This window comes from Clostridium sp. D53t1_180928_C8 (assembly GCF_015667795.1).
In the GTDB taxonomy this organism is placed as follows: domain Bacteria; phylum Bacillota; class Clostridia; order Clostridiales; family Clostridiaceae; genus Clostridium.
The window spans coordinates 19,851-44,112 of record NZ_JADPEL010000003.1; the positions used below are offsets into that span (position 1 = coordinate 19,851).

Annotated in this window: 17 protein-coding genes and 1 riboswitch; of the genes, 1 reads left to right on the forward strand and 16 read right to left on the reverse strand. The window is 28.4% G+C overall.

The genetic code is table 11. The annotated features are described in order from the left end of the window. The 3 genes from I4V51_RS02835 to I4V51_RS02845 all read right to left on the reverse strand — a co-directional run. The coding region (locus tag I4V51_RS02835; RefSeq protein WP_195986825.1) for a fibronectin type III domain-containing protein at window positions 1-3,254 on the reverse strand (3,254 nt) is incomplete at its 3' end. A gap of 1 nt (window position 3,255) precedes the next feature. Further along, window positions 3,256-5,682 carry a discoidin domain-containing protein gene (locus I4V51_RS02840; protein ID WP_195986826.1) on the reverse strand — a complete coding sequence of 809 codons (2,427 nt, stop codon included), beginning with the start codon at window positions 5,680-5,682 and terminating at the stop codon, window positions 3,256-3,258. A gap of 8 nt (window positions 5,683-5,690) precedes the next feature. After that, window positions 5,691-6,791, reverse strand: coding sequence for a hypothetical protein (locus tag I4V51_RS02845; RefSeq protein ID WP_195986827.1), 1,101 nt, complete (start codon window positions 6,789-6,791; stop codon window positions 5,691-5,693). Between the two features lie 154 nt (window positions 6,792-6,945). Here I4V51_RS02845 and I4V51_RS02850 point away from each other — a divergent pair, with 154 nt between their 5' ends. After that, the gene (locus tag I4V51_RS02850) at window positions 6,946-7,821 is read left to right on the forward strand and encodes an AraC family transcriptional regulator (RefSeq protein ID WP_195986828.1); all 876 of its coding nucleotides are present in this window, start codon (window positions 6,946-6,948) and stop codon (window positions 7,819-7,821) included. Between the two features lie 46 nt (window positions 7,822-7,867). Here I4V51_RS02850 and guaA read toward each other — a convergent pair whose 3' ends face one another. From guaA to groL, 13 genes are all read right to left on the reverse strand, one after another. Then, window positions 7,868-9,409 (reverse strand): glutamine-hydrolyzing GMP synthase, encoded by a 1,542-nt coding sequence (gene guaA / locus I4V51_RS02855; protein WP_195986829.1) that lies wholly within the window; start codon window positions 9,407-9,409, stop codon window positions 7,868-7,870. 165 nt (window positions 9,410-9,574) lie between these two features. Then, window positions 9,575-11,029 carry an IMP dehydrogenase gene (guaB, locus tag I4V51_RS02860; protein WP_195986830.1) on the reverse strand — a complete coding sequence of 485 codons (1,455 nt, stop codon included), beginning with the start codon at window positions 11,027-11,029 and terminating at the stop codon, window positions 9,575-9,577. A gap of 163 nt (window positions 11,030-11,192) precedes the next feature. Then, window positions 11,193-11,290: riboswitch (purine riboswitch) on the reverse strand. Between the two features lie 271 nt (window positions 11,291-11,561). Next, window positions 11,562-13,304 carry a PA14 domain-containing protein gene (locus I4V51_RS02865; RefSeq protein ID WP_195986831.1) on the reverse strand — a complete coding sequence of 581 codons (1,743 nt, stop codon included), beginning with the start codon at window positions 13,302-13,304 and terminating at the stop codon, window positions 11,562-11,564. A gap of 16 nt (window positions 13,305-13,320) precedes the next feature. Then, window positions 13,321-14,559, reverse strand: coding sequence for a prepilin-type N-terminal cleavage/methylation domain-containing protein (locus I4V51_RS02870; protein WP_195986832.1), 1,239 nt, complete (start codon window positions 14,557-14,559; stop codon window positions 13,321-13,323). After that, window positions 14,559-15,053 carry a prepilin-type N-terminal cleavage/methylation domain-containing protein gene (locus I4V51_RS02875; protein ID WP_195986833.1) on the reverse strand — a complete coding sequence of 165 codons (495 nt, stop codon included), beginning with the start codon at window positions 15,051-15,053 and terminating at the stop codon, window positions 14,559-14,561. The genes I4V51_RS02870 and I4V51_RS02875 overlap by 1 nt, the downstream gene beginning before the upstream one ends. Next, on the reverse strand, window positions 15,007-15,762 hold the full coding sequence (gene pilO, locus I4V51_RS02880) for a type 4a pilus biogenesis protein PilO (protein WP_195986834.1): 756 nt from the start codon (window positions 15,760-15,762) through the stop codon (window positions 15,007-15,009). Before pilO ends, I4V51_RS02875 begins: the two co-directional genes overlap by 47 nt. Beyond that, window positions 15,734-17,554 carry a pilus assembly protein PilM gene (pilM, locus tag I4V51_RS02885; protein ID WP_195986835.1) on the reverse strand — a complete coding sequence of 607 codons (1,821 nt, stop codon included), beginning with the start codon at window positions 17,552-17,554 and terminating at the stop codon, window positions 15,734-15,736. The genes pilO and pilM overlap by 29 nt, the downstream gene beginning before the upstream one ends. Window positions 17,555-17,581: 27 nt before the next feature. Beyond that, window positions 17,582-17,986, reverse strand: coding sequence for a type II secretion system protein (locus tag I4V51_RS02890; protein WP_195986836.1), 405 nt, complete (start codon window positions 17,984-17,986; stop codon window positions 17,582-17,584). 72 nt (window positions 17,987-18,058) lie between these two features. Next, window positions 18,059-18,508 (reverse strand): prepilin-type N-terminal cleavage/methylation domain-containing protein, encoded by a 450-nt coding sequence (locus tag I4V51_RS21330; protein ID WP_279325437.1) that lies wholly within the window; start codon window positions 18,506-18,508, stop codon window positions 18,059-18,061. An 80-nt stretch (window positions 18,509-18,588) separates the two neighbouring features. Beyond that, a complete protein-coding gene (locus tag I4V51_RS02900; protein WP_195986837.1) occupies window positions 18,589-19,791 on the reverse strand; it encodes a type II secretion system F family protein in 1,203 nt (400 codons plus the stop codon). A gap of 14 nt (window positions 19,792-19,805) precedes the next feature. Next, a complete protein-coding gene (locus I4V51_RS02905) occupies window positions 19,806-21,482 on the reverse strand; it encodes a GspE/PulE family protein (protein WP_195986838.1) in 1,677 nt (558 codons plus the stop codon). 142 nt (window positions 21,483-21,624) lie between these two features. Next, window positions 21,625-22,374, reverse strand: coding sequence for an A24 family peptidase (locus tag I4V51_RS02910; protein ID WP_195986839.1), 750 nt, complete (start codon window positions 22,372-22,374; stop codon window positions 21,625-21,627). A 249-nt stretch (window positions 22,375-22,623) separates the two neighbouring features. Further along, window positions 22,624-24,252 carry a chaperonin GroEL gene (groL, locus tag I4V51_RS02915; RefSeq protein ID WP_195986840.1) on the reverse strand — a complete coding sequence of 543 codons (1,629 nt, stop codon included), beginning with the start codon at window positions 24,250-24,252 and terminating at the stop codon, window positions 22,624-22,626. Between the last annotated feature and the right edge of the window lie 10 nt (window positions 24,253-24,262).

The following is a 24,262-nucleotide window of genomic DNA, read 5'->3' on the forward strand; positions in this document are numbered from 1 at the left end:
GCATCAACAGCTTTTATACTTAAATTATATTCTGTTCCAGATGTAAGTTCATTTAACCTAGCAGATGTTCCTTCTGTAATTGTAGTTAATAATACATCTCCCTTATAAATTTCATACGCTACTACTCCTACATTATCTGTAGATGCTTCCCAGCTTATATCTGCACTATTTTCTGTTATATTTTCTACCCTTATATTCGTTGGCACTGTAGGTTCTTCTATATCAACTTCAGGCTTTATTTCTTCTGTTTTAAATGATACTGTTCCTGCTTCTGATTTATTTCCTGCTACATCAACAGCTTTTATACTTAAATTATATTCTGTTCCAGATGTAAGTTCATTTAACCTAGCAGATGTTCCTTCTGTAATTGTAGTTAATAATACATCTCCCTTATAAATTTCATACGCTACTACTCCTACATTATCTGTAGATGCTTCCCAGCTTATATCTGCACTATTTTCTGTTATATTTTCTACCCTTATATTCGTTGGCGTTGTAGGTGCTTCTGTATCAACTAATTCAACATTTTTATATACTATTCTTGGAGTTACATGAATAGATGGCTTAGATGGATTTTCTATATTTCTTGCCTCTACACGAATAAAGTCGCCTTTATTAACTTCAATCTCCATAGATTCAACATCAACTTTAACCAAACTTTCTGATAATTCATATGAATTTATTTCTTCTCCATTATGAGTAAAGCTTAACTTAACTTTTCCACCACTATTTCCATTTTGACGTAAATATGGTTCATCATCCTTAACAGACAATAATATTACTCCTGATTTAGGAACTCTATATACCATAGAATGTCCATCTTCACGTCCTGTAGTTCCCATTGTATCTACTAGTAATCCATGTGTTGCATCGCTTGGAGTAGTTGAATGATTAGGAGCGTCTATACCCACTCCACCATAATTATTACCATTCCATTGTGGATACTGTGAATCATATACTGTTAAATTTTTATATCCTTCATTTGATTTCTTTTGAGCAAACCATACATTTCCTTGTTTACCTGTATAATCAAGAGCCCATTGATAATCATTTTTCACCTTTATAGTATATGAATTTTCAGATTCATTTTCAGCAATAATTTTTAAAGTCATTCCATCTTTTATATTTTCTGATTTAATTTCTTTATCACCATCAAAAACTTTAATATTTGCTGTGCTATGAGTAACTACTCCTTCTTTTAACTCACTAACAGTTGTAGGATTAGTATCTAAGCTAGGCACATATAATATTTTATTACTTTCATCTTGCATATATATTGAGCTATGAATACTATTATCTTCATTAGCTGAAATAATATATTCTTTTACTGTATCATTTAATGATATTTTAACCTTATATCCACCACTTACTAAGTCACTATCACTTAATACATTATCTTTCTTATCTAATATTTCTATTGTTATTTCCTTATCATAAGATAAATTACTTAATAACACTTCAACAGTTGTATTCTTTTCCACCCCAGAAATTGTTAAATTTTCTTGGTTTATATCATAAACATCTGAGTATAAAATTAAAGTAGTTATATTAGATTCATAAGCTCCAATATCAGGAGTTCCTTTAACTTCATTTCCAAAGAAGTCAATACCTCCATTATCTTCAATAAACTTTCCTGCATTTATTGCTGGTGAATCATTTTGTAATTTATATCCCTCAAATGCAGTTGAATCATGAATAATTTTATCATCATTACTTGGTAATATTCCTGTATATGAGCTTGGTCCATTTCCAGCATTAACAAACTTAGGATCTTCTGTAACAGCATTTTGATCCTCTGATGGTGTATTACTATAGTTAAAATACAAGTTATTACTATAAGTTGCTCTAGTATTATTTAATGTCCAATTTTCTTCTTTCTTAGGACCTGCATTATAAATAATATTATTTTCTATAGTTGCTACTCCTCCAGTCATACCTGGTCTAATAAACGGAACACCCTCTTTAATATAAAACGTATTATTATATATATCTGCATTTGGGTGATTTGGTAAATTTAATATTCCACCTAAATCATTTTGACTTATATTGTAACGGAATACTGTATTTATAGCTTCACCAAGACAAACCATAACAGTTCCCCCACCATTATTATGACTATAATTATATTGATAAATTGTTCCATCTCCAGAATCAGCATCCCAAGCTTGACCATCTTGATTCACACAAGTATCAAAAGCTTCATTATATTGGAATACAGCATTCTTACACTTCCATGGCCATATTGCTGCAGCAACTCTTCCAGAACCCGTTTGTGAATAATCAGTTGTGTTGATTTGTCTTGCTGCACCATCTGAAACATTATACTCTATAATAGGTCTATCACAATACATAGTTGTAATAGAATCTCCACCAGCATCTTTTACATAATTATTTCTTATTTCAACTCCAGTTGATCCATACTTGGCAATTGCTTCATCAGATATTTCTGCACCAGTAAATTGATCCCAATATGCTGTATAACCTACTGCTATACCCCATCTATTAACATTTTCAACTATACAATTTTCAATTTTTACATCATTATATTTTGATATTCCTGTTTCTGATTCATTATCAGGTTTAAACACAGTAAAATAAATACCACCATTATTCATGTGTTTATCATAAACATTTCCCTTAACATCATGAACATTTAATCCATCTAAATATATATGGTCTACTGTTCCCTTATTTTTAGCAACAGCAGCTACTCCTGTACGGTTCATTGTATTCAAATCATTATATACAGAATCTATTTCTGGAGCATTATTTGTAATTTCTAAATTTTTAATATTTATATATTCAACATCATACAACAATATAGATGATGATACATACCCCTTAAGTTTATGAGAAGAACTATCAAGTGGCTTTCCATAATCCTGATACCAAATTCCTTGACCATTTGTATCAATTCTAGGATTATTACCCTCTCCATATTTATTAATTTCTATTGGAGCTTCTTCTGAACCACTACCATTAACATGTAAAAATCCATTTGTAAAAACAGATCCAGCCTCTAAAAGAACCCTATCACCTGGTTTTAATTCTATATCATTAATTTTTTGCAAGCTATAAAATGCATCTTTTTCTGATAACCCATTATTATTATCATTACCATCTAATGAACTAACATAATAAGTAGTTCCTACTATATGATCATTAACAGTCTCTGCTTTAACTATTAATGGTGAAGCTAGAGTTTGTAATAACATAGTACATGATACTGCCATAGCAAAAATTTTCTTTATCATACTATTGCACCTCCTCATCAATTGCCTCAACACCTAATCTAATTTCTGATGCTGAAACATATATATTACTTGAATTTGTTTGACTCTCATCAGCGTGCAACTTAACATATCTTGCATTTACAGTGTTAAAATAAGCATATTTAGTTTGGTTATTTACTTCCCAAACATCATTTTCTGTTTCAACCTTTATCCATTCATCATTCTCATTTTCTTTTACATAAATAGAATACTTTTTAATTATTCCGTTATTTCCACCAGATTGTCTCGGAACATATTTTAACATTGATATAGGTTGTACCTTTCCCATGTCAATACTTATCCAAGCTTCATCACGTTTACATCCATTCCAGTTAGTATGCCACATAGTAGATAGATTATTATCTATTGCCAATCTTCCTGGTCCCTCTGTTGAATTACCTTCTTGGTGACTTCCATCAGTAGCAGTCATGTTATCTACCGAATATTCTATAAATGTTCTATTAACATTAATTATATATTCTTTTATAGTTTCATCTACAAATGTAACCTTTAATTTGTATCCACTCTTAACAACCTCATTTTCATTTACAACTTTATTTCCATTAAGCACTTTCAAGTTAACTCCATTAGAATACTTAAAACTGCTTATAAAATTACTAACAGTAGTTTTCTTCTCTACCCCACTAATATCATTTTCTGAAATGTTATAAACATTAGAATAAATTGCATTAACAGGTTTTTCATTTTTAGTATCCACCTCTTGTATTCCTATATCAGGAACAAGTCCAACAATATTCCCAAAGAAATCCTTATCATTTCCACCAGCAACATATATACCTGAATTTATAACTGGTGAATCTTCTTTAACCTTGTATCCATCAAATACACTTATATCATGAACCTTTCCTATAGAACTTGTAGGTGCTGATCCTGGATTTATAAACTTAGGATCTTCAGTTATTGCAAACTTATCACTATTTGGAGTAGTATCATACCCATAATATAAGTTATGTGTAAACTGTTGATTTCCTGGCTCCCACTCATCATTTGGATTACCTGTACTAATATTATAGAAAATATTATTAGCTAAATATCCTTGTCCACCTCTTTTTCCTGGTTGAGGATGATGTATTCTTGTTTCACGATCTCCATCAACATAAAAAACATTATTATATATTTTAGCTAATGGATTACCTTGGAATGTAATTAAACTATTTAAATCATTTTGGCTAATATTATAACGGAACACACCATTATATGCTTCATTTAAACATATAAGCATTGCTCCTCCACCATTATTATGGCTGTAATTATATTGATATACTGTTCCATCTGACCAGTCAATATCCCAAGCTTGACCATCACCATTATTTTGACCTATTGTATCAAAAGCCTCGTTATTTTGAAAAACAGCATCCTTACATTTCCAAGGCCATATAGTAGCACAGAAATTTTGCCAATAGCTATACTCTAACATATCTACACCAGCTCTATCAGATACATTTTTTTGTATTAATGGACGATATGAATACATAACACATATAGCATCATTTCCTGAGTTTTGAACATAATTTTCTTCAATTAAAATATTGGTATGTCCATACTTCTTAACGGTTTCATCATCAATTGCTGCTCCATTAAATTTACCATGATTATATGTGTATCCCATTACTATTCCAGCACGAGATACATCCTTTACATGACATCCTCTAATTACTACATCATCATACCTAGCAATACCTGTTTGTTCCTCATTATCCGGCTTTGAAACATTCATTTGAATTCCGCCATTATTCATATGCTTATCTTGTATATTTCCATCAATATCATGTATATATAAATCTTCTAAATAAATAGATTCCATAGTGCCACCATTTTTAGCTATAGCAGCGACCCCTGTACGATCCATTCTAGCTGATACCTTATCACTTTCCCTTAAATAATCAAAGTCATCTGATTTATTTGTAATTTCTAAATTATTAATCTTAATAAAATCTGTATCATAAAGTAGTACTGTAGATGATACATATCCTTTACTCCTATGACCAGAGTTGTCCATAGGCTGTACATAATCTTGATACCAAACACCCTCACCATCACCATTAATGATAGGTTTAGTTTCTCCACCATACTTAGTTATCTCTATTGGATTTTCCTTTGTTCCACTGACATCCTTTAAATGAATAAATCCATTAAAGACAGAACCTGATTCCAATAACACCCTATCACCAGGCTGTAACTCAACGCCAACAAGTTTATCTAAAGTCTCCCATGCTTTATCTTCTGTTGTAGCATCATTACTGTTATCACCATTAAGACTACTTATATAATAGTCTCTTCCAGTGGTACGCTTTAAACTTTTTTCTGCATAAGTCTCTACTGTAAATAAAGAACTAAAAACCCCTACAGTAAGTGCTAAACTAACTGATTTTAATAACCTCTTTTTCATAACTCCCCCTATTTAACATTATTTTTTGTAAAACTATAAATATTGTTAATATCCTTACTAACCTCTAATTCATTAGCACGTTTTGCAACAATCTCCTCATAACGCTCCTCACGTAATGCTTTCTTTACGTTATCAGCCACCTCCTCATATGGTATATAATCATAATTTATTCTATTGATACACTGTATCAAGTATAAACAACCATTTTGATCTATTACTTGTGTAACATCTCCAGTTTGAAGTTCCATAGCAATCTCTAATACATCCCCAATTACTTTAGCCATAGAAGATACTTCTGCAGATAATATTGTTTCCTTGCTAAAGTATTCATTAAGTAGTTGATTATTTTCACATAAACTTTCTAATGAATTATCAGCATCTATTTTTTTACTTACTTCTATCATGCTATTTTTTATTTCATTAGTCTTATTTTCATCTAGCTCTAGCGCACTATAGTATACCTTTACAAAAGCTAGCTCAAAATCATCATTTTTAAGAAATAACTTATCTTTACTGTTGTTATAATATGTCTTTCCTTCTTCTATAGATATCTCCATTCCTTCATTTGTTAAGTCATTACAATACGACTTTTGAATACAATCAGTTTCATATTCTAAAAATATATCTTCGGTATATTTAGACAACCCATAAATAGGTTTTCCCTCTTTTATACTTTTTTCTCTTGCCTCATTCTCACTATTTAATCGTTCAATGAATTCCTTGTATTCTACTGAATCAACATAGCCCTTATCCTTTGCAACTTCATAAATACCATGTATTCTCTTTAACTCTTCTATAGTTTTATCACCTAACATCTTATAAGGATATTCTCCTTCAAATTCTTTAGTCCAAAAGTCATCAGTAATTTTCGCTCCATATTTTTCAATAAAATACTGTGTAACTTCATATTTTTTACTATTCATAGCACGAATATATTCATTATTGCTAATTTTACTACCTTCAATTTGTAAGTTTATATTATTAATCGTTCTAGAATATACAAGCGTACTTATTACTAATATTAGTGCTATAGTTATAGATATCGTACATACTAACTTACTTCTAAATTTTAATTTACTTTTCATCTTCGTTGCTTTACTCTTTTTCATCTCATCACTTCTTTCCCTATTTATTCTTTATATAGAAAATATTAGTTTATTATATTATAATTATATCAATAATTAATTTTTAAATCTTATATAATAAAGTCTGGTTTATAAATAAAGTTGTCTAAAACGGAACAAATAAAAGAGAGGTACTTATATGATTAAAGTTGATAATGAAATCGTCTCTGATACCTTAATAAATATAAATAAAAAATACATCATAAGTGCTACTATTCAGGAAAGGGAAAATTATTATACATTTCCTAGACATACGCATAGAAGTGTTGAAATTTATTATTTTATAGAGGGATCTTGTAAAATGGATATTGGGGATGAAGTTATTACTGCTAATAATGGACATATTATTATAATTCCACCTAATATAGTTCATTCATTTTATTTAGAAACAAAAGAAAAGACTAAATTTATTCATATTCACATTGATATTAATGAATTAGAATTATTTCTTACAATGGATAATAATATTAAGATTAATTTAATTCCAATTATTTTTTCAATAAAATATCATTATAGAATAATTGCAGATAAAAATTTAAAATCATTATTATATTCAATAATTAAAGAAAAAAATGATACGAGCATTATTTCAAGAACATTATGCAATTTACATTTAATTGAATTTATAATAAATGTTATAAAAAAAGAAGATATGACATCTTTATTTTTAAATTTTAAAAATACAATTACACCTAGATATGTTTTACTTTCCTTTAAATATATTGAAAATCACTACTCTGAAAAAATTCTTATTTCTGATATATCTGAAAGTCTTAATATATCCTCACGTTATTTAAGCAAGCTGTTTTATGAGGCAACTAATTTAACTATCTTTCAATATTTAACACTTTATAGAGTTAACAAGGCCGTTAATCTAATGCTTACTACTAATCAATCACTTACTGATATTTCTTTAAATGTAGGACTTGGTGACGTACAACATTTTTCTAAAGTATTTAAAAATATAATAGGAATAAGTCCACGTAAATATAAACAATTATTACTTGAATCATAAAAAAACTGTAACCTTAGATTTTCTAAAGTTACAGTTTTTATTATTTTTATTCGAATTCTATAGTAGCAGGTGGTTTACCAGTGCAGTCATACATTACTCTGTTAACACCATTAACTTCATTTACTATTCTAGTTGTTACTTTTCCAAGTACTTCCCATGGAAGATCAGCAGATTCTGCTGTCATAAAATCACTTGTAGTCACTGCTCTTAAAGCAATTGCATAGTCATAAGTTCTTTCATCTCCCATAACTCCAACAGATCTCATATTAGTTAAGGCTGCAAAATATTGACCAATTTCTTTATCAATACCAGCCTTAGCTATTTCTTCTCTGTAAATTGCATCTGCATCTTGAACTATTCTTACCTTTTCAGCAGTTACTTCACCAATTATTCTTATACCAAGACCAGGGCCTGGGAATGGCTGTCTGTATACTAATTTTTCAGGAATTCCAAGCTCTAAACCAGCTTTTCTAACTTCATCTTTAAATAATAATCTTAATGGTTCGATTATTTCTTTAAAATCAACGTAGTCAGGAAGTCCTCCAACATTATGATGTGATTTAATAACTGCAGATTCACCTAATCCACTCTCAATTATATCTGGATAAATTGTGCCTTGAACTAAGAAGTCTACAGCCCCAATTTTCTTAGCTTCTTCTTCAAATACTCTTATAAATTCTTCACCTATGATTTTTCTCTTAGTTTCTGGATCTTCTACTCCAGCTAATTTTTCATAGAATCTTTCTTGAGCATTTACTCTTATGAAGTTTAAGTCATATTGCCCTTCCGGTCCAAATATAGCTTCTACTTCATCACCTTCATTTTTTCTAAGTAGACCATGGTCAACAAATACACAAGTTAATTGCTTACCAATTGCCTTTGATAACATTACTGCTGCAACAGATGAATCAACACCACCTGATAATGCACATAATGCTTTACCATTTCCTACTTTTTCTCTTATTTCTTCAATTGTTTTTTCAACAAATGAATCCATTTTCCAGTCCCCTGAACATTTACAAATATTATAAACAAAGTTTGATAACATTTTAGTTCCTTCTACAGTGTGCATAACTTCTGGATGGAATTGAACTGCATAAAGATTATTTTCTTCACATTCCATAGCTGCTACTGGACAAACCGGAGTATTACCTACTATTTTAAATCCTTCTGGAGATTTTTCTATATAATCAGTGTGACTCATCCAACAAATTGTTGTTTCATGTACACCATCAAATAATTTTGATTTATTATCAACTTTAACTACAGTCTTACCATATTCACTTACTGGAGCAGTTGCAACACTTCCTCCAAGAACATGAGCCATAAGTTGTGAACCATAACAAATACCAAGTACAGGTATTCCTAATTCAAATATAGCTTTATCACATAAAGGAGAATTTTCACCATACACACTATTTGGTCCACCAGTGAAAATCATTCCTTTTGGATTCATTTCTCTTATTTTTTCAACGCTTAAATTATAAGGATGAACCTCACAATATACATTACACTCTCTAATTCTTCTTGCAATTAATTGGTTATATTGACCACCAAAGTCAAGTACTAATACTAATTCTCTATTCATTAGAATCCTCCTAATGTCTTTTTCTTTATTATCTCGTAAAATTATACATTTTTCAACAAAAACATGAACATTTATTTACTTTTAAGAACAATAATTCGTCATATAAAGTAGCAAGTTAAATGGCAAACAACAATTTAACTTGCTACTTGCCATTATTAACTTATATTACTCTCTAACGCTGTAGTTTGGAGCTTCCTTAGTAATATTTATATCATGTGGATGACTTTCTCTTATTCCTGATGCAGTTTGAACAACAAATCCTGCATTTTCATATAAATCTTCTAAAGTTGGAGCTCCTAAGTATCCCATTCCAGATCTTATTCCACCAATTAATTGGTATAAAGTATCTGCTACATAACCCTTATAAGCAACTCTTCCTTCAACACCCTCTGGAACAAATTTCTTAGTTCCATTTTGGAAGTATCTATCAGATGAACCTTTTTCCATTGCTCCTAAAGATCCCATTCCTCTGTAAACTTTATAGCTTCTTCCTTGATATATTTCCATTTCTCCTGGAGCTTCTTCACAACCTGCAAGCATTGATCCCATCATACAAGCACAAGCTCCTCCAGCTAAAGCCTTAACTATATCCCCTGAATACTTAAGTCCACCATCAGCAATTACTGGAACTCCATATTTTCTTCCTTCTTCAGCACAATCCATAACTGCAGTTAATTGAGGCACACCTACACCTGCAACTATTCTTGTTGTACAAATAGATCCTGGTCCTATCCCAACTTTAACACAGTCAGCTCCAGCTTCAGCTAAATCTCTTGTAGCTTCTGCCGTAGCAACATTACCCGCTATTATTTGAAGGTCTGGATACTTAGCTTTTATTGTCTTAACTCCATTAATAACCCCTTGTGAATGCCCATGAGCTGTATCTAATGTAATAACATCAACTTGTGCATTAACTAAAGCATCAACTCTCTCCATCATATCAGCTGTTATTCCAACTGAAGCTCCACAAAGAAGTCTTCCTCTTGAGTCTTTTGCTGCATTTGGATATGCTCTAACCTTTTCTATATCTTTTATTGTAATAAGACCTTTTAAGTTATTATCTTTATCAACTAAAGGTAATTTTTCTATTTTATGAGTCTTTAATATTTCTAATGCTTCATCTAAAGTAGTTCCTTCTCCAGCTGTTACTAACGGGCTCTTAGTCATAACTTCTGAAACTAACTTATCATAGTTTGTTTCAAATACAATATCTCTATTAGTGATTATACCAACTAATTGAGTTCCTCTTGTAACTGGAACTCCTGAAATTCTGTATCTAGCCATTAATTCTAATGCTTCTCTTACTGTATGGTCTTCATTTAAGAATATTGGATCTGTAATTACTCCATTTTCTTGTCTTTTAACTCTATCAACTTCTCTTGCTTGATCTTCTATTGGCATGTTTTTGTGGATAATTCCGATTCCACCTTCTCTAGCCATAGCTATAGCCATTTTTGATTCAGTAACTGTATCCATACTTGCACTCATTAATGGCATATTTAATGTTATTGTTTTTGTTAATTGAGTTTTCAAACTAACCTGATGTGGTAAAACCTCTGATTTATTTGGTACTAATAATACATCATCAAATGTGTAAGCTGTTTTTAATATTCTTGCCATACTTAATCTCTCCCATCATTATTAATTTTCTTATCTATATATTTGTAAATGCCTTTTTTCTTACTTTTAGGGCTAATTAAAATAAAAAAAAAGCATATTAAGTCCACTATCTATGAAGTGAACGTTAATATACTTTTACTTTACACATTATTCGTGTTTAGGTAAATATATCAAATTCACTCATAGATGAAAATTTAAGGTTTTCAGTAGAAACGCCCTGCCATATTCAGGGCTTATATGAGTTGTTTTATTATTCGTGTTTTTTCGCTTTTTATTATTATAGTTTATGAATAATAGCTTGTCAATATAATAAATAGTATCAATTCTTCCATAATATTATATTTTATTTTTTTATAATACATTATTACTAAAAACTTTTATATTGTATAACAATTCATTAATATTTATTAATATTATACTAAAATTTATAATAATTTAATATTTAAACTCACTAAATATTAATAAGATAATTATAATACATATCTTTTAATTTAAAACTTAATTTAACCTAATCAAGTATTTCAATATATTTTTATAATAATTCTTTGTTCTTAATTATTTTATCTATTATGTCAATTGCAATAGTACATGTATTTAATTTATTTATATGTCCTTTTGGTAATTTTAACTCTTTAGTAATTATTAATGCACTATTAAATCCTATTGTATATTTACTGTTATTTTCAACTTTATTTGCCATAATAACCATAGACTGAATATTATTAGCCTGGTTTCCATTCAATAAAACATTTCCATTTACAACAAATATTATTGGTATATTTATATTTTGAGCATTTCCATTTCCGTATATCTCTAAATCTCCATTTACTTTCACTATTATAAAACCTTTATAATTATTATTTATCTCATATTCTCCATTACTAACTGTCATTTTATAATATTCCCTATTATTTATACTATTAGTAATTCCACTATTAGATAGATAAAAAGTACCAGTTCTAATATTTTTAACATTTAATTTAGGAATATTCAAAGAAATATTTTGCTTTATTGAGACTTTATTGTTATGCACTCCGGATAACTCATTATAATTATCATATTTTTCTTTTTTATCTACTAATATTATTCCATTATTTACATGATTTAAAGAAATTATCTTTGACGTATTTGGTATTATCAATGATACTTCTTTATTCAAAGCTCCATTTAAATCTCCATTAGTACTATTATCTTCAGTTTCAGTTGGTGGAATAGGATTGTTAGACGGATAACACCAATTAGCAGGAACATTATTATAAACTCCTGAATTAACTCTAGTGTATTGTAATAAATACCTTGCATTTCCTCCCCAATTAAAATATTCCATATATATAGGATAATACACATCCTTCTTTAAATATACATTTTCTTTTGCATAATCAGGCGGATTATATCCCTTAGGCTTAAAATTATTTATTAAAGTTTTTCTTATTCCATCTACTGTAAGTACAAGCATAATTCCATCATCTGACTGTGTTCTAAATTTATACTCGCCATCAGAATCAACTTTTATATATCCCCAAACCTTTTTTGACTCTTTATAAGATTTTACATATTCTAAATGTTGAGTAAAAATAGTCGCAGTAGTTTTATCACTACTAAAATTACCTGCATATTTATTATATGTGTCCGATATAGTTGCTGGTATATATTTAACTATGCCATACGAGTTTCTAAATACGTCTGTTCTATTGCTCCAATCAGCATTTGTAGCACTACTTAAACTATTCATATGAGATACGTCATATGATTGTTGTGTTAAATAACCTGGAGTTTGTACTAAATCATCTGGATATGAAGGTTTTGTAGGCTCCTCGGTTTCATTCTCTTCACTATCTATCTTACCATTGTTCAAGTTAACAACTACACTTTTATTTTTTGATTTTTTAACTCCGCTTTTTTCAACATCACATTTAATAATATATATTCCTTTATTATCTGTTGATTCAGCTGACTTTTCTATTGTTAAGTTATAATCAATTCCCTGATCTTCTGTAATTATTGTATATATATAATCGCTACTAATTTTATAATCAATTTGATTTACACTTATGATTTTTTCATTTGTGTTCCTTTCATTAATCTTATTTATTAAATAATTTTTTCCTATATTAACTCCTGATTCAGCTGCTAACTCTAAATTATTAATTTCATTATATTTAACATTAAATTTCATAGTATTCTTTACTGATAACATAACCGCTGTACCTGTAATTAATAATGCTGCAGCTAAAACCATTACTAAAATTAAAGAAGAACCTTTCCTTTTTATCATTTTACCAATCCTCACATTAATTTGTTTCTAAATTTGAATGTAATATAGTATTTAGCGATTGTACTACTTCACTATCATTCAATATTCCTTTTGGATTCCCTTCTTTTCCATAATCATTATTTATTTTTATCTCACATTTTGTATCTATATCTATAGACTTTGAATATAAAACACTATTATTTAAGTAAATATTAGAATTTTTAGTAAAATTAATTAATCCATTTGATATTATTATTGTATTATTTAACTCTAAATTTCCTGATAAATAAACATTTCCATTAACTAAGACTATAGTTGCCTTTGTCCCGTTTCTATTATCTACCACTGGAATTCCATTAGTAATAATAGGCATGTAATCTTTAGAATTATTACTTATTGTTATATTGCTAGCTGTAATACCTCTTTTATATTTTATAGTATTAATATTTTTATTTTCTTCAGATGTATCATTGCTCCATCCTCTGTTTTTTAATTCATTAATATCTTGATTGCTTATATTATTAAACCCCAGGCTTCCCTTCTGAACTACAAATACTGAATTTCCAGTAGACTTAACGCTTTGTCCACCATTTCCAACTATATTAATATTATTTTTTCCCAATTCAGAAATAAACTCATCAACAGATTCAACTACAGACTCTTTTCCTATATCTATTACTTCATCTTCGTTATATTTAATAGTAAATGATACAGGATAACTTCTCTTTTCATTATTTGAAATTATTTCTTCAAAATTAATATTTATCATTTCAGTACTATCTACTTTTCTTTCTGCAGTAACATTATTTATATTATTAATCAATACCTTGTTACTAGTTGGTTTAAACAAAAATGTTGAAGTTCCCCTTATATCCTCAATGTCTCCACTAATTATATTTTGAACTAAAATTTCTTGTAATTCTTTTCTAGATCCATTAATAACTAAAGCATATAGAATCATTGATTTATCACTATCAACAGGCCTTTTTATATAAACTAACGGCTTAACCTCATTAATTGTTTCTCCAACACTAGTTTCAATAGTACATTTTTTTAAATCATCATAAACTATAACCTTTAAATTTTTATTACTTTTAATTTCCTTTTCTAAACTCATTACTGCATTTCTATATTGATTTTGAATATTATCAAGTTCTTCAGTTTTTTTAGTAATTTTATAATTTTGAATAAATGCACCACTTACTAATAGCATAAATATAGTTAATATTGCTAAACTAGCCATTAATTCTATTAATGTAAACCCTTTTTTCTTCATTAACTATTCACCCTACTATAATCTATATACATTTCCTTTTCTATAAAGTTATTTTTCTTTTTTAAATTAGTTATTTTAACCTTTAGCAAATATAATTCATTAACTCTATCTTTTGCTTCTATTATAATTTCAGCTTTATAATTCTTGCTTAAATCTTCTATATTACTAATATTAGATAATAATTTATCCTGTAACTCATTAATTTCATCAAAATATATAATTTCCTCATTATTACTTAATTCTTTTATTTTCTTAAAGTTATTCTCTACAGATGCTAAATCCATTATTGACTTTATATACGGAGTATTACTTAAATATGTATTTGATTTATCTTCTAATTTTACAAGTGTAACTATAAACGTTCCTATTACTCCAAATAATATAGTTACTATCGCTAATGATGCCATTAATTCAATTAAAGTAAATGCCTTTTTTGACTTATTATTTTTAATTAAAGGAGTTTTCCTTTCCATAATTTTTATTATTGAAATCATAGTATTCACTCTCCTTATAATTTAAATTGTAAAAGTTCGCTGTTAAACTTACATTTAATAAATTTCCCTCTCCAGAACTTAGTGATATATTAGATACATCGGAAATTCTAGAATATTGTTCAATTGATTTAATAAAATTAATTATATTTTCATATTCACCAGTTAAACTTATATTAACTATTTGCTTTTTAACAGCTTGTTCATCTCCAACTTCATAAACTTCACCTTCTGAGTTTCCTATTTCAAGCCCCCTATCAACTTCAGTTACAACTCCATTTTCATCCGTTTTAACATCCTCATCTGAATTTATCTCTTCTTCAAATACATCCGAATTAGAGAAACTTAAAGACTTAAGCTCAATATTATTTTTCCTAATTAGCTGTTCTAAATCATATATTACTTGAGCTACTGCCGGTGTTTTTGAAAGTTCTTCTAAAGCTGAGTCGTATTGAAATTTTAACTCTTCTTGCTTTTCTTCTAATATTTTATTTTGGGATGGTATAATCTTTACTCTAGCTTGTTCTGATTTTTTCATATCTAATATCATTAAATTATTTGTATACTGCTCCAACTGAGGTACTATTAAAAACTTTAATCCAAAGGTAAGTGATAAAGCTATAATCGTAGATGATAATATAACCTTGTCCTTCTTAGAAAGATTTTTTAAATACACTATAATACTATTCTGTTTGCTTTGCTTTACTTCCATCTTTACTTACCCCCTCTATGGAAATTGAAAAACTATATTTTGTTATAGTATTATTAACCTTCCCTGAGCTATTATTTTCATTATTTGACTTATTCGAATTATTATCTTTATTATTAACATTACTTACTTGCCCATTAGAATTTTGAGAATTGCTTGTATCACCTATGCTATCATTAGTAATATTACCTTCTTTAGAGTAATCTGATGCCAACATTATATTTTCAAATATATTAAAGTTTCCAATCATAGCAATTGGTAATAAGGTATTTCTTGTTGATGTATCACCAACCTTTTCAGATATCTCTATAGTTTTTTCTATTGGGTTAATATAACTAATAGTTGCATTACAAAACTCTTCGCTCATTTCTAAATTTGCTAAAAACTCTGGTATTGCACTATATGTATAAGATTCTCCCGTAATATTTATAGATCCACTCTCTGAAAATGCTAAGTTCATAAATGTTATTTCTTTAGGTACATATGTATTTATTTTTGTTAAAATTGTTGATGTTTTAGTTGTACTACTTTCTATATTTTTTACTTTTTCTATAAAGTACTCCATTTTACTATTTTCAGCCTTAAGCATAGAATTCTTCTCTATTATTTCACTATACCTATTTATATCCTCTTCAACTGACACTATATTATTTTTAATAACTTTATTCATTATTAAAAATGGAATTGCTATAGTCATAACTCCCACTAAAGTTATTATAGGTAATCTTAATAGCATTCCATCAATATTTGATTTTTTCTTTTCCTTAATTATTGCTTTAGGATTTAAATTAAGAAACTTACTGTTACTTCCTCTAAGTAATAAACCATATGAAGGCATATATTTAGGAAAATCACTTTCAAACTTCAACTTTATTCCTAAATCTAAAGGTTCTTTTACTAAAACACATGGTAATTCAAAATATTTTTCTAAATACTTCTCCATATTAACCATAAAAGCATCAGAACTTATTATTATAAAGTTTGTAACTGGCTTATTACTTTTTTCAGAATTATAATATCTAATCGTATTACTAACACTTGCCAATAAATTTTCAAAACTCATCATTATTCTTGAATTATTTTTAAAAATATCACTTAATTCTTTTGCTTCTAATGTTGTAGCTGCAATCTCATCATAAACTTCATTAAATATATCTTTAACTCCAAAAGGGAGGTTTCTTTCAAATTTTAAAATACTATTATCAATTATACTAAGTGTTGAGCTGTCAGCTCCAAAATAAAATATACCAGTTGATTCTTCACTAGTAAGATGATCACTATTTTTTAATACTCTTGCTAATGTATTTGATAATATATCAATTGTTTCTAATTCTTTTTCTATCTCTTCTGATATTTCTACTATAGGATCTATTTTTTCCTTAGTTGATGCAACCAATAATATTTTATAAGCCTTTTTATCTTGAGTATTTATTTTTTCTACAATTTCAAAGTTTGTATAATAATCCTCTATATCAGGTATAAATTGCTTAAACTCATAACTTACAGCCTCTCTTAGAGCATCATCTTTAAGTATTGGTACTTCTATGTATCTTGTTATTATATCTGTTCCTTTTAAAACAAAGGATACTTTTTTAACGTCTCTTGCATTAACTTCTAAATAGTTACTTAAAAGCCTTATTATCTTTTCTTTATTTCTAACATTACCATCCTTACAATCACCATTTTCTAATTTAATGGTATGTGTTTCATATATCTTATTTTTATTTCCTATAAGAATATTTATAGATGTATCTGTTATTTGGATAGCTAGTTTTTTATTACTTACTAATGGCATAAAGCTACCTCCACCTCTTTAATAATGTCACTTATTTAACTTTATAAATTTTCCTGTCATATATATTTCTATATTTTTGATTACTAGCTCAAAGCTTTCAGTTGAAATATATGTTAATTCATCATTTAAATTCACTTCTAATACTTTATTTACTGTTTCTTCTTTTATTAAATCGTAATTATAGAATGAAGCATTTTCTTTAAATAAATCTTTTATTTGATTTTCCTCATCTTTAAATTTAAAATTTTCTTCTGATTTCCTTAATTGAATAGCTCTATATAAAATTTTGCATTGATCTATTACAACGTTTTTTTTGATTCTATTTATATATCCTGTTATTTTAGGAATTAATACTGCTGATAATATGGCTATTATTGAGATAACTGATATTAATTCAATTAGAGTAAAAGCTACCTTTTTATTACTTTTCATAATGTCCTCTTAAAAAATTCAGGACCTAAAAGGCCCTGAATTTATAAAGTTTAAATAATTATATAACTTTTATTAGTTATTCTTAACTTTAGTAATAATTTCATTATTATAAGATTCTATTGTTCCATCTTTTGCAACTTTTATTTTATCTAAAGCATTTTTATCATTATTTATTTCTCTTGCTTGCTTTAATGTAATTCCATTTAATCTATCGATATCTTCTTTATATAATAATTCCGCTTTAGTTAACTTAGCCGTAGCATCTTTCCCCTTAGCATTTACCTCATTAATCAATATTATATCATCAGAAAGATATTGATTAGAATCTGCCGTTGCATTATACGCCTCTACAGAATTTACTGCTGTTCTAACCTGAGTAATTATAGCAGTCTTTTTAGATCTATTTATGTACCCAGTAACAGTTGGAACTAATACTGCTGCTAATATAGCTATAATAGCTATAACAGCCATAAGTTCGATTAATGTAAATCCTTTTTTCTTCTTCATTTTTGTTAAGTTCATATTTCATTCCTCCATGTATTGTTTATTATTTATATAAATGATACTAGCATTTATAACATTATTATTTATATTTAAATATCTTAAACTGCACCCATAACTTGGAACATTGGCATTGCTATTGATACTACTACAAAGCCTACTATAAAAGCCAAAAGTACTATCATTGTTGGTTCTATTAATGAAGTTAATTTGTGAATAGCAAACTCCGCCTCAATTTCATAATACTCAGAAGTCTTCTTTAAAATACTATCAAGACTACCTGTATCCTCACCAACCCTAATCATTTGAGTTAACATAAGTGGAAATATATTTTTAGCCTCTAATGTATCACCTATACCGGCTCCAGCACTTATAAGCTTTGTAGCTTCATCAACTTGTTTCTTAATAAACTTATTGTCAACTGCATTAGCAGCTATAGTTAAAGCCTCAATAATACTCATTCCCCCCTTAACTAACATTCCAAATGTTCTTGCAAACCTTGCAGTAAATATTTGCTGAGTTATTTTTCCTAAATGCCTGTCCACAATAAGAAATTTATCAATTCTATACTGAATTATATAATTTGTATCAATAAATAACTTTTTTACTGCAAACAACCCAATTAATATTAAAACTATTAATACAAAATTACCATTAACAAATTCACTAATTAAAATAATAATTTGTGTTGGTACTGGCAACTCTTGCCCTGCAGATAATATACTGTCAACAAAAGTTGGAACAACAAAACTTACAAGTCCTATCACTATACAAAGAGAAAATATCAACAAAAACTTAGGATAAGTTAATGCTGCATCTATCTTTTTCTTTTGCCTATGTTGTTTATCATAATAATCAGCCATTTCTTCCATAACCATATCTATATTTCCAGTTACTTCACCAACTTCAACCATTGAAGTAAGCATAAATGGTATATCCTTATGTTTATGAAATACTTCCGATAGAGAACTTCCCTTCTGAACTTCTTCATATACATTTTCTAATATTCTTTTTAATTTTTTATGTTCAATTTGATCCTTAATCATTGCTATAGATCTAAGCATAGGTATACCTGCTGACAAAGCAAAATAAAACTGTCTACAAAGGATAGCTAAATATTCAAAGGGAATTCCCTTCTTTATATTAAACTCTAATGTAGCACCTTTATTGTTCTCTCTTATTGATGTTGGAAATATTCCCTTAACTCTAAGCATTTCTTTAACCTCATCTTTTGTTTCAAGATCAATCATACCCTTTACTTTAGATCCATCTAATGACTTACCCTCATATAAAAAAACAGGCATAAGTTACTTCTCCTTTAATCACCTAATAGTGTTACCCTTAATAATTCCTCAACAGTAGAGTTACCATTTAAAATAACATTTATTGCTGACTTACTTAATGTCTTCATTCCGCATTTTATTGCTGACTTTGTTATAATATCTACTGTTGCGTCAGCATTAATAAGCTCCCTTATTTCCCTATTTATTTCCATTATCTCATATATACCTACTCTTCCCTTATATCCGGTACTACTACATCTATTACAGCCTACTTTTCTATATAGAATTAATTCCTGTTCTTTAGGTATATTCAAAAGTTCTTTTTCATAATCACTTGCAATATATTTTTCTCTACAATCTACACAAAGCTTTCTTATAAGTCTTTGAGCAATAATTCCAATTAAAGCCGATGATACCAAATATGGAGCTACCCCCATATCCTTTAGCCTTACTATTGATGATGGTGCATCATTAGTATGTATTGTGCTTAAAACCAAATGTCCTGTTATAGCCGCTCTTACTGCTATTTCAGCTGTTTCGGCATCTCTAATTTCACCAAGCATAACAATATCAGGGTCTTGTCTCAATATTGATCTTAATCCTGAAGCAAATGTTAATCCTGCTTTTGTATTAACATTAACTTGATTAATTCCATCCATTGAAAATTCAACAGGATCTTCTATTGTTATTATGTTTTTATCTTCCTTATTTAAATCCTTTAATAAAGAATATAAAGTTGTAGTTTTCCCACTTCCCGTTGGTCCAGTAACAAGCACTATTCCATGTGGTCTATTTATTATTTTTTTTATTTTACATAAATCATTATCAGTAATACCAAGTGATACTTTATCAACATTAAAAGCACTTTTATCTAGTATTCTTATAACTACTTTTTCACCATTTACAGTTGGTAATACAGACACTCTTAAATCTACATTTTCATTATCTACTTTAATAAATATCCTTCCATCCTGTGGAACTCTTCTTTCCGCAATATCCATATTCCCCATAATTTTTATTCTTGTAATTATTCCAGCTAAAGGTTCTTTAGGTGAATCAAATTGCTTTTGAAGCTCCCCATCAACTCTATATCTAACACAAACTCTATTTTCAAAAGGCTCAATATGAATATCACTTGCTTTACTTCTTACTGCATTTTGAATTATAGAATCAACAAGCTTTACCGCTGGAGCATTTTTTATATCCTCGCTTAACTCTTCCTCAAAAACATCTTGTATTTTTCCTAAGACCTTAAACTCTTCTGCTGTTTTCTTCATATAATCTTCTGAATAATACTTAGATATTGCTTGTGCTATTTCATACTTACCACATAATGCAATTTTCACATCTCGTCCAGAAGCAATTCTTACATCATCTTCGGCTATTAGATTAAGGGGATCATTCATTAATACTAACAATTTATCATCAATAAATTGGACAGGTAACACATTATATTTTTTTGATAAAGACTCAGGTATTGTTTTTACAGCTTGCTTATCTACAGTCAATATATCTAAATAAACCCTTTGTATTCCAAGCTGTATTTCTAAAGCCTGAAGTAAATCATCCTCAGTAATAAATCCTCTATCAACTAATATTTCTCCAATTTTACCACTTGTGTTCTTTTGAATCTTTAATGCTTCTTGTAAATTATTTTCTGTAATATAGTTAAGTTCAATTAACATATCACCTAATCTTTTTCTTCGATTCATTTGTCCTCCAATATACTACTTTTACATATCCTTCTTTAATGGTAATAATAATTTAGTATTACTTATAAGTATTACTAAATTATTATATTTTCTATTTTTTTCTTTTTCAACCATTATTTATATTATTATTAAATTAAAATTTTTAAAAAAATTTTAAATATATATCTAATAATTGAGGCCCATAAAGACAAGCTATTATTCCACCAATTGCTAAATAAGGCCCAAAGGCAATTTCTTCTTTTTTATCCTTAAGTTTTAAAATTAAGATTAATGATGATACAATTCCCCCTAAAATTATTGCTATAAATAGTGTTATAAAAATCCCTTTAATCCCCAAAAACAATCCACAAATCATTGCAATATCAATATCACCTTCACCCATTCCCTTAGTCAATATAACTATAAGATAAATAACACCAAATCCTATAAATGCACCAACTATATAATTCCATGGTATAGATTTACTTTCTATCCATGTTAATATACTAAATAAAATTCCCGAAGCAACACCTAAAACGACAGTTGAATTATAAACATACTTAGTTTCTAAATCAATAAAGGCTATTACAAGTAATAGCGAAGTAAATATACAAAATTTAAATAAATCTAAAGTAAATCCAAATCTTAAATAAATTAATACATATATACATGAATTTAAGATTTCAACTATTGGATACTTTATAGATATCTTTTCTTTACAATTTCTACATTTACCCTTTAAAAATATATAACTTAAAACCGGTACCAAATCTTTAGGCCTTAAATTATAACCACAAGTTGTGCAATGTGATGGTGGAAAGGATATTGATTCCTCTCTAGCTATTCGATATATACAAACATTTAAAAAACTTCCTATAATTAATCCTAATAATATTATTAAAACAATCTCCATTATTACTCCTTCAAATAGTACTTATTAATTAATATTTAGCTTGAATATTATACCACTTGTTATATTGTTTTTCTATATTTCATTAAGTGTTTTTGTTATTTTTTTCTAATTACTATTTATCCTTTAGTTATTTTATCGTTATTTGAAACTTTATAAGATATTTTTATATCTTATAAATATTAATTCAAAAAAATAACATAATAGCTAAAAGCTATTATGTTATTAAAGTTAAATTTTTTTATATTTGTTTTAATACATTCCATCCATTCCGCCCATTCCTGGTGCACCTGGCATTGGAGCTTCTTTTTGTGGAATATCTACAACAGCTGCTTCTGTTGTTAAGAATGTTGATGCTACAGATGCAGCATTTTGAAGTGCGCTTCTTGTAACCTTAGTTGGGTCAACTATTCCTGCTTTAAGCATATTTACATACTTATCATGTAATGCATCATATCCCATTCCAGTTTCTGAATTCTTAATTCTTTCTATTATTACAGAACCTTCAACACCTGCATTAGTAGCAATTTGTCTCATAGGCTCTTCTAATGCTCTAACTATAATATTTATACCAACTTGTGTATCAGCAACGTCTGATTTTAATTCTGAAACCTTATTAATTACATTAACATAAGCAGTTCCACCACCTGGTACTATACCTTCTTCAACTGCAGCCTTAGTAGCAGCTAAAGCATCTTCTATTCTAAGCTTTCTCTCTTTAAGTTCTGTTTCTGTAGCAGCACCAACTTTAATTACTGCAACTCCACCAGCAAGCTTAGCTAATCTTTCTTGTAATTTTTCTTTATCAAATTCAGAAGTAGTTTCTTCTATTTGAGTTCTTATTTGATGAACTCTTTCTTTAATAGATGTGCTATCACCTCTACCATTTACTATAGTAGTATTTTCCTTAGAAATCTTAACACTTTCAGCTTGACCTAGCATATCTATAGTAGTTTCTTTTAAATCTCTTCCTAGTTCTTCAGAAATTACTTGACCACCAGTTAATATAGCTATATCTTGAAGCATTTCCTTTCTTCTATCACCAAATCCTGGTGCTTTAACAGCAACACAATTAAATGTTCCTCTTAATTTATTAACTACTAATGTAGCCATTGCTTCTCCTTCAATATCTTCAGCTATAATTAATAACTTCTTACCTGCTTGAACTATTTGCTCTAATACTGGTAATATTTCTTGTATGTTTGTAATCTTTTTATCAGTTATTAAGATAAGTGGATTATCTAATACAGCTTCCATTTTTTCTGTATCAGTTACCATATATGGAGATATATATCCTCTATCAAATTGCATACCTTCAACAACATCTAATTCAGTTCCCATTGACTTAGACTCTTCAACAGTAATAACACCTTCGTTTCCAACCTTTTCCATAGCATCTGAAATAAGCTTACCTATTTCATCATCAGCTGCTGAAATAGCTGCAACTCTAGCTATATCTTCTTTACCATTAACAGGCTTAGATATTTCTAATATCTCTTTAACTGCTGTTTCTACAGCTGTTCTTATACCATTTCTAAGTAACATAGGATTTGCTCCAGCTGTCACATTCTTTAATCCTTCTCTTATAATAGCTTGTGCTAAAAGAGTAGCTGTAGTAGTACCATCCCCTGCAACATCATTAGTTTTTGTTGCAACTTCTTTTACTAATTGAGCTCCCATATTTTCATATGGATCTTCTAATTCTATTTCTCTTGCAATTGAAACACCATCATTAGTAATAAGCGGTGAACCAAACTTCTTATCTAAAACTACATTTCTTCCTTTAGGTCCTAAAGTAACCTTAACTGTATCCGCTAACTTATCAACACCAACTTGCATTGCTCTTCTAGCTTCTTCACCAAATTGAATCATCTTTGCCATAATAATTTAC

Excerpts from the sequence above, each read along its gene's own strand:
- groL (WP_195986840.1), bottom strand. The coding sequence starts at position 24,252 with ATGGCAAAGATGATTCAATTTGGTGAAGAAGCTAGAAGAGCAATGCAA.
- I4V51_RS02865 (WP_195986831.1), bottom strand. The coding sequence starts at position 13,304 with ATGATAAAAAGGAAAGGTTCTTCTTTAATTTTAGTAATGGTTTTAGCT.
- pilM (WP_195986835.1), bottom strand. The coding sequence starts at position 17,554 with ATGCCATTAGTAAGTAATAAAAAACTAGCTATCCAAATAACAGATACA.
- I4V51_RS02870 (WP_195986832.1), bottom strand. The coding sequence starts at position 14,559 with ATGAAGAAAAAAGGGTTTACATTAATAGAATTAATGGCTAGTTTAGCA.
- I4V51_RS02875 (WP_195986833.1), bottom strand. The coding sequence starts at position 15,053 with ATGATTTCAATAATAAAAATTATGGAAAGGAAAACTCCTTTAATTAAA.
- guaA (WP_195986829.1), bottom strand. The coding sequence starts at position 9,409 with ATGAATAGAGAATTAGTATTAGTACTTGACTTTGGTGGTCAATATAAC.
- I4V51_RS02840 (WP_195986826.1), bottom strand. The coding sequence starts at position 5,682 with ATGAAAAAGAGGTTATTAAAATCAGTTAGTTTAGCACTTACTGTAGGG.
- I4V51_RS02910 (WP_195986839.1), bottom strand. The coding sequence starts at position 22,374 with ATGGAGATTGTTTTAATAATATTATTAGGATTAATTATAGGAAGTTTT.
- I4V51_RS02900 (WP_195986837.1), bottom strand. The coding sequence starts at position 19,791 with ATGCCTGTTTTTTTATATGAGGGTAAGTCATTAGATGGATCTAAAGTA.
- I4V51_RS02850 (WP_195986828.1), top strand. The coding sequence starts at position 6,946 with ATGATTAAAGTTGATAATGAAATCGTCTCTGATACCTTAATAAATATA.
- I4V51_RS02890 (WP_195986836.1), bottom strand. The coding sequence starts at position 17,986 with ATGAAAAGTAATAAAAAGGTAGCTTTTACTCTAATTGAATTAATATCA.
- pilO (WP_195986834.1), bottom strand. The coding sequence starts at position 15,762 with ATGGAAGTAAAGCAAAGCAAACAGAATAGTATTATAGTGTATTTAAAA.
- I4V51_RS02905 (WP_195986838.1), bottom strand. The coding sequence starts at position 21,482 with ATGAATCGAAGAAAAAGATTAGGTGATATGTTAATTGAACTTAACTAT.
- guaB (WP_195986830.1), bottom strand. The coding sequence starts at position 11,029 with ATGGCAAGAATATTAAAAACAGCTTACACATTTGATGATGTATTATTA.
- I4V51_RS02845 (WP_195986827.1), bottom strand. The coding sequence starts at position 6,791 with ATGAAAAAGAGTAAAGCAACGAAGATGAAAAGTAAATTAAAATTTAGA.
- I4V51_RS21330 (WP_279325437.1), bottom strand. The coding sequence starts at position 18,508 with ATGAACTTAACAAAAATGAAGAAGAAAAAAGGATTTACATTAATCGAA.